This window comes from Streptomyces griseocarneus (genome assembly GCF_014655595.1).
Lineage (GTDB): Bacteria > Actinomycetota > Actinomycetes > Streptomycetales > Streptomycetaceae > Streptomyces > Streptomyces griseocarneus.
Window position 1 is genome coordinate 136701 of record NZ_BNBL01000014.1, and the last position, 7380, is coordinate 144080.

The following is a 7380-nucleotide window of genomic DNA, read 5'->3' on the forward strand; positions in this document are numbered from 1 at the left end:
CTCGCCTGCCCGGGCTGGAATCAGGAACGCGCATGAGAAACATTCGGGCGACCCGCGAGTTCCCCCTCGCATTGCGATTGCTATTGCTCAATCAGTTTGGCATCGACATCGGGTTCTACCTCCTGCTGCCGTTTCTCGCGGCATATTTGGAACAGGGCCTCGGCATGTCGGCCGCGCTCGTCGGGTTCGTACTCGGTGCGCGGAATCTCGGCCAACAGGGCCTGTTCATCCTCGGCGGTTCCGCCGCCGACAGACTGGGCCCACGGGCGGTGATCATCACCGGGTGCGCGCTGCGGACCGTGGGTTTCGGTCTCTTCGCCTTCGGCAACTCGCTGTGGCTGCTGCTCTCCGCCTCGGTGCTCACCGGTCTGGCGGCGGCGCTGTTCTATCCCGCCGTACGCACCTACGTCGCACTGGAGTCGGGCGACCGCAAGGCCGAGGCGTTCGCGCTCCTCAACGTCTATGCCACCATCGGCTCACTGCTCGGACTGCTCCTGGGCAGCGTGCTGTTCCTGGCGGACTTCCGCCTGTGCGCGGTGGTGGTGGCGGGAGTGTTCGGCGTGCTGACGGTCGCCCAGGCGATGGTCCTGCCGATCAGCGAAGCCGCCCCCAGGGGCCCCTCGGCCACGGTGCTCGGAGACTGGCGCGAGGCCTTCTCCAATCGCCGGTTCCTGCTGTTCTGCCTCGCCACCACCGGCATGTTCACCATGGAGAACCAGCTCTACCTCCTGCTGCCCGAGGGAGCGTTGCGGGCCTCCGGGTGGAAGGGCGCGGCGGGTGTGCTGCTGGCCGCCGGAGCGATCGCCAACATGCTGTTCCAGCTGCGGATCACCAGAGCGCTGGGACGCAACGGGGGCGGCACGCGCTGGGTGAGCTCCGGGCTCGTCATCATGGGGGTGAGCTTCCTGCCCCCGCTGTTCGTCTGCGGCACCGAGCCGCCGGGGAGCACCCGTGAGGCGGTGGCGCGGATGGCCGTCATGGTGGCCAGCTCGGTCCTGCTCTTCTTCGGCATCATGATCGCCCACCCGACGGCGATGGAGATGATCCCCGGCTTCGGACGCGAGAGCCTGACCGGCACCTACTTCGGGCTCTTCTACGTCTTCTCCGGGGTCGCGGCCACGGCCGGCAACGCGGTGGTCGGGCGGACCATGGACCTCGGCCACCAGGCCGGCATGTACTGGCTGCCCTGGGTGTGCTGCCTGGCCTTCGGCCTGTCCTCGGCGGGCTCGGTCGCCCTGCTCTTCCGCGCCGGGATGCTCCCCGTGCTGCCCGCGCTGTCCGGAGCGCCGGTGGCCGAGGGCCCGGTGGTGGCCAAGCCCGCCGCCGCCGGCGGCGCGGGCGCGGCGATCGTCAAACGGGCGGCGGCCCCGGTGGTCCCCATGGCCCCCGCCCCGTCGCCCCAGGCCTCCTCACCGGCCCTGGAACCGTCGGGCTCCGCCGACGACGGCGTCCGGCAACAGGACGCGGCCCGGCTTCCCGGCCCGGCCCGGGCCGGCGACGACGCGGCGGAGCAGCCTCCGCTGTGACGGCGACGGCGGTGCGAGCGCCGGCTCGCACCGCCTGAGGCCCCCGGGGCCCCGGCCACGGCGGACGCCGAGGGTCCGGGGCCGTCCGGTTCGCCGCAGGCCCCGCGCTCGTTCGGGTGACCGGGGACGCCCCGGCGGGCACACGTCTTGCGCGGCGGGGCGGTGCGCCGCAGAGTCGAGGCATGCCCATCGCAACGGTGAACCCCGCGAACGGCGAGACGATCAAGAGGTTCGACGCACTGGGACCGGAGGAGACCGAGCGGCGCCTGGCCGCCGCCGACGCGGCCTTCCGGCAGTACCGCACCACCGGCTTCGCCGAGCGGGCGCGGCTCCTCGAGCGTGCCGCCGGCCTCCTCGACGAGGACCGCGAGGACATCGCCCGCACCATGACCACCGAGATGGGCAAGCCGCTGGCCGCCGCCCGCGCGGAGGCGGCCAAATGCGCGAAGGCCATGCGCTGGTACGCCGCGCACGCCGAGGAACTGCTGGCCGACGAGCTGCCCCCCGAGGCCGACGTCCGCGACGCCGGGGCCGCGCGCGCCCGCGTCCACTACCGCCCCCTGGGCGTGATCCTGGCCGTCATGCCGTGGAACTTCCCGCTCTGGCAGGTCATGCGCTTCGCCGCCCCCGCGCTGATGGCGGGCAACGTCGGGCTGCTCAAGCACGCCTCGAACGTCCCGCAGACCGCGCTCTACCTCGAGGACCTCTTCCGCCGCGCCGACTACCCGCAGGGGTGCTTCCAGACCCTGCTGGTCGGCTCCGGCGCGGTCGAGGCCGTCCTGCGCGACCCCCGGGTCGCCGCCGCGACGCTCACCGGCAGCGAACCGGCCGGGCGGGCCGTCGCCGCGGTCGCCGGGGACGAGGTGAAGAAGACCGTCCTGGAGCTCGGCGGCAGCGACCCGTACGTCGTGATGCCGTCCGCCGACATCGCCCGCGCGATCCGCACGGCGGTCACCGCCCGGGTGCAGAACAACGGCCAGTCCTGCATCGCGGCCAAGCGCTTCATCGTGCACGCCGACGTCTACGACACCTTCGCCGAGCGCTTCACCGCCCTCATGGCGGGACTGACCGTCGGCGACCCCCTGGCCGAGACCACCGACGTCGGCCCGCTGGCCACCGAACGCGGCCGCGCCGACCTGGAGGAGCTCGTCGACGACGCCGTGCGCCGGGGCGCCACGGTCCTGTGCGGCGGCCGGCGGCCGGAGGAGCTGCCGCGGGGCTGGTTCTACGAACCCACCGTGCTCGCCGACGTCACCCCCGGCATGCGCATCCACCGCGAGGAGGCCTTCGGCCCCGTCGCCACCCTCTACAGGGCCGACAGCCTCGACGAGGCCGTCGAGATCGCCAACGACACGCCCTTCGGCCTCAGTTCCAACGTCTGGACCCGTGACGAGGACGAACAGCGCCGCTTCGTACGGGACATGGAGGCCGGCGGCGTCTTCTTCAACGGCATGACCGCCTCCCACCCCGCCCTGCCCTTCGGCGGGGTCAAGCGCTCCGGCTACGGACGCGAGCTGTCCGGGCACGGCATCCGCGAGTTCTGCAACGCCACGACCGTCTGGTACGGAGCGGAGCCCGGCGGGGCGTGAGACCCGCCCCGCCGGCCCCGCCGCGTCACCGGCCCCAGCGCAGCCCCGGGGTCTGCACCGGCGCGTCGTACAGCCGCAGCATCTCGTCGTCCACCCGGCACAGCGTCACCGAGGCGCCGGCCATGTCCAGCGACGTGACGTAGTTGCCCACCAGCGTCCGCGCGACCGGCACGCCGCGCTCGCGCAGCGCGCGGTGCACCTCCGCGTTGAACCCGTAGAGCTCCAGCAGCGGCGTCCCGCCCGCGCCGTTGACCAGCACCAGCACCGGCCCGCCCGGCCGCAGGTCCTCCAGCACGGCCTGCACCGCGAAGTCGGCGATCTCCCCCGACGTCATCATCGCGCGCCGCTCCCGGCCCGGCTCGCCGTGGATGCCCACCCCCAGCTCCAGCTCCCCGGCGGGCAGGTCGAAGGTGGGGCTCCCCTTGGCCGGAGTCGTACAGGCGGCGAGGGCGACCCCGAAGCTGCGCGAGGCCTCGTTCACCCGCCGCGCGATCGCCTCGACCCGCTCGAGCGGCGCGCCCTGCTCGGCCGCAGCCCCCGCGATCTTCTCCACGAACAGCGTCGCCCCGGTGCCGCGCCGGCCGGCGGTGTAGAGGCTGTCCGTGACCGCGACGTCGTCGTTGACGAGCACGCTGGCGACCCGGATGCCCTCGTCCTCGGCGAGCTCGGCGGCCATGTTGAAGTTGAGCACGTCACCGGTGTAGTTCTTCACGATGAACAGCACGCCCTCCCCGCTGTCCACCGCGGCCGCCGCCCGCACCATCTGATCGGGCACCGGCGAGGTGAAGACCTCCCCGGGACAGGCCGCATCCAGCATCCCCGGCCCCACGAACCCCCCGTGCAACGGCTCATGCCCGGACCCTCCACCCGACACCAGCCCCACCTTCCCCGCCACCGGCGCGTCCCTGCGCACGATGACGCGCCGCTCCACATCCACGGTCAGCTCGGGATGCGCGGCGGCCATGCCGCGCAGCGCGTCGGGGACGACGGTCTCGGGAACGTTGATGAGCATTTTCATGCGGGGCTCCACGGGTGTTGGGCGGGCGGGCTGTCGGCTCTCGGGTCCGGGAACAGTATCGAGGCAGGTGGCGGCTGCGGGAGTGTTGGCTCGGGCACGTTGCGCCGCCGCCTTGCTCGGCGTCGGGTGCTCTCGCGGACCTGGTCGGGGTGCGGCGGCCGGGGTGTCGTCACGTCCAGGCGGTTTGAGCCACCACCGTCGATGAGTGACGCCGACGGCAGCGAATCTCCAGGCACTCCTCTCTCCCTGCCCACTCTGCCTCCGCTGCAAGGCGGTTGCGGGGCGCCACGACCTGGGGCCAGTGCGCTTGCGGCTCAAAACGCTTCCTGGACAGGCCCGCTCAGCGGTGGGAGATTCTGATGTCCGACAGCACGGATGTGTGCAGAAAGTTCGGCTTTTAGCAGCATGAGCCGGTCTCGGGATCTCCTGTCACGCCGGTTCCGGGAGTGGCCGTGGATGGAGGGGGACGGGAGATGGACCAAGGCATGGCTGCGACGGCCAGTACGCTCGCCGCCGGCTACAACCGGAGTCGGCGGTACAACGCCACCGGTGCGGCACAGGACTTCCTCGTGCCTGCGGGGGTCACCACGGTGAACGCCCGCATGTGGGGCAGCGGCGGCGCAGGTGACACAGGTGGCGGCGGAGGCTTCACGTCCGGGAACATCGCGGTGATCCCCGGGGAAACACTGCGGATCGTGGTGGGCAACAACGGGGGATACGGTGGCGGTGGCCCCGTGGGCGGTGGCGGGATGAGCGGGGTGTACAGCCCACGGCACGGCCGGGCGCTCCTCATTGCCGGCGGCGGTGGAGGGGGAGGCTCGAGGGGCAGCGCGGGTGGCGCGGGCGGCGGTGCCTCCGGAGGTGCTGGGACCGCTGTCTCCATCGGCAGCAGTTCCGCGGCGCGTGGCGGGTGGGGCGGGACCGGCGGCCAGGGCGCGCAGTGGGTAGGCAACTACGGCGGCAAGGGGGGCGACACTGGGCAGAACGGCAGCCCGGACCAGGTCGGCACTCCGGGCGGTCAGCTGCCACAGCCTGGTATGGGTGGTGGCGGCGGCACCTGCTACGGCGGCACCGTGGGCGGTGGTGGCGGTTACGCGGGCGGTGGCGGCGGGATGGCCGTCGGGACCGGCGACAACTACTGTCTCGCAGGCGGCGGCGGTGGTTCTGGTTTCGCGTCGGGCCCGGGTGTGTCGGGAGGGGAGACGATCCCGGGTTCGGGCACCAGCGCCGCGAGGAAGAACGATCCCCTGTATCAGGCGGGCATCGGGGACGCCGGAAAGCCCGGGCAGGTGCTGCTGCAGTGGAGGGCGCCCGTCTTCACGGTCGCTCAGGTCGACCCGAATCCAGTGGTCATGGAGCGGGGCGTCACCACGGCGATGGCGTTCACGGTGTCCTCGGACATCACGGTTGCCGCCGGCCTGACCGTCACCCTCACGTTTCCGTCAGGCGTGGCCCTGGCGCAGGGCGGCGTTGTCCGCTACATCTGCCCCGCCAACGGCACCAACGAGCCACTGCCCATTACGGTCAACCCTGACGGGTCCGTGAGTGTCACGGCCCCGGAGATCACCTCCTCGACGGCATGCTTCTACTCCGTCGACGTACAGGCCTCCCCGGATCCCGTCCAGGGCAGCATCACCATCGACGGCACCACCGGGACGACCTACTTCAGCGTCAGTTAGCTGACCTCCATCCCAGTTCTGCCGTCGCCGGCCACAGTCGCCGACGTCTTCATTCCCCGTGAGGCCGCGTGTCCGGGTCGCGCCGCACGCGTTGGCGTGATCGCCCGCAGGACGGCGCCGAGAGGAGCGGATCGGCGCCGTCTGCGGGCGCGTTTGCCGGCATCGGGGTGCAGGCCGTGGCCGTCTGGCGGGCCCGCGCGACGGCTGGCCTCGCCACCCGCCACCCGTGGCGCTTCGGCCCGGCAGTGCGGATGTGCTGCCGGCCGCGTAGCTCGTCCCCGAGAGGACCGACAGGAACTCTCATTCCTCTCCTTTTCCTCTCCTTGCGTCCCCTCCGGACTGCTCTGGCCTTCGTCAATACGCTGATGATCCAGAAACTGCTCGCCGACCCCGAATGGGTCGGCGTTTTTATCGAGGAGAGGGCTCGAACGCATGACAGGGGTGGTCACCCACCCAGGCGGACTTACATATGAACTATCGGCTGCCGGAGTAGCTCCCAGTGGAATGACGCATCCACCGGGACGAGGGGGCTGCAATGCACACGTTCCGCAGGAACGCTGTGGCCGCGTTGGCCGGCACTACCGTTGCCGCCTACGCACCACCGAAGGTCGCCTCGGCCAACACCGCTCAAGTAACTGATGGGCACCTCCCCGGAACCGTCGCATCCTCTGGCGTCGCTGCGGCTCCACCGCAAGGCTGCCGGCTCGACTCGTACGACGGGCGATAGCGGACCGCTCCGCAATCCGGTTGGCCGGTCCGCGGGTCACGCTCGCCCGCAGTTTGTGTCATGGGACACATTCCTGGGTCGTACGTGCCCTCAAGCAGCACGAATACACGCGACCCCGCCCGCGTTGCGGCCTCGTCAATTACCCGTTCAGCAATTCCTTGCGCGGCTCCGGTTGGCTCTTGGCTGTCCCCTCCTGCACATGTTCCAGGAAAACTCCGCCCCCGCAGAACGCGAAAAGGAGAGACCACAGTGGAACACCCCCGTACGGCAGCGCCCCCGACTGCCTCTGCCTGTGATCTTGAACTGGTCATCCCCGCCTACAACGAGGAGCAGCGCCTCGCCCCCACCGTGCTCGCCCTCGCCGACCACCTGCGTGGCAAGCCTCTGACCGCCTCGCTGCGGGTCGTCGACAACGGCAGCAGCGACCGCACGGCCGAGTGCGTGGACCGGCTCGCCGCCTCCGGCATTCCCGTCACCGTGACCGGCTGCTCCCGCCGTGGCAAGGGAGCCGCGGTGTCCAGGGGAATGGTCACCACGCGGGCCAGATGGGTCGGGTTCTGCGATGCCGACCTGGCCACTCCCGCCGCCGCCGTCGACGACGCGCTCACTCTCCTGCGGGATGGCTGGCAGGTCGTCATCGGTTCGCGTCGCTGTGCCGGGGCGCGGATGCCTGTGCGTCAGCCGGCCTTGCGGCGGTTGGGTGGGGTGGGGTTCCGGCTGGCGACGCGGCGGTTCTCCGGGCCGGTCAGGGACACCCAGTGCGGGTTCAAGTTTTTCGAGGCGGGGGCGGCGCGGCGGCTCTTCGCCGATGTCACTACTACGGGCTTCGCTTTCGACCTTG

Annotated in this window: 5 protein-coding genes; 4 read left to right on the plus strand and 1 reads right to left on the minus strand. The window is 71.4% G+C overall.

Annotated features, from left to right (window positions below):
- The first annotated feature begins 32 nt into the window (after positions 1-32).
- Both IE295_RS28615 and IE295_RS28620 read left to right on the plus strand, forming a co-directional pair.
- The gene (locus tag IE295_RS28615; RefSeq protein WP_190066669.1) at positions 33-1526 is read left to right on the plus strand and encodes an MFS transporter; all 1494 of its coding nucleotides are present in this window, start codon (positions 33-35) and stop codon (positions 1524-1526) included.
- Between the two features lie 182 nt (positions 1527-1708).
- The gene (locus IE295_RS28620) at positions 1709-3115 is read left to right on the plus strand and encodes an NADP-dependent succinic semialdehyde dehydrogenase (protein WP_190066670.1); all 1407 of its coding nucleotides are present in this window, start codon (positions 1709-1711) and stop codon (positions 3113-3115) included.
- Positions 3116-3140: 25 nt separating this feature from the next.
- On the opposite strand, the gene dhaK is transcribed toward IE295_RS28620, so the two are convergent.
- A complete protein-coding gene (dhaK, locus tag IE295_RS28625) occupies positions 3141-4133 on the minus strand; it encodes a dihydroxyacetone kinase subunit DhaK (protein WP_190066671.1) in 993 nt (330 codons plus the stop codon).
- 1112 nt (positions 4134-5245) lie between these two features.
- Between dhaK and IE295_RS28630 the strand changes: the two genes are divergently transcribed.
- On the plus strand, positions 5246-5812 hold the full coding sequence (locus tag IE295_RS28630) for a hypothetical protein (RefSeq protein ID WP_190066672.1): 567 nt from the start codon (positions 5246-5248) through the stop codon (positions 5810-5812).
- Between the two features lie 976 nt (positions 5813-6788).
- Positions 6789-7380 (plus strand): glycosyltransferase (locus IE295_RS28635; protein ID WP_190066673.1); only part of this gene is annotated, 592 nt, incomplete at its 3' end.

Bases quoted from the DNA above. Each gene is read 5' to 3' on its own strand.
- IE295_RS28615 (WP_190066669.1), top strand. From the start codon at position 33: ATGAGAAACATTCGGGCGACCCGCGAGTTCCCCCTCGCATTGCGATTG.
- dhaK (WP_190066671.1), bottom strand. From the start codon at position 4,133: ATGAAAATGCTCATCAACGTTCCCGAGACCGTCGTCCCCGACGCGCTG.
- IE295_RS28630 (WP_190066672.1), top strand. From the start codon at position 5,246: ATGGCCGTCGGGACCGGCGACAACTACTGTCTCGCAGGCGGCGGCGGT.
- IE295_RS28620 (WP_190066670.1), top strand. From the start codon at position 1,709: ATGCCCATCGCAACGGTGAACCCCGCGAACGGCGAGACGATCAAGAGG.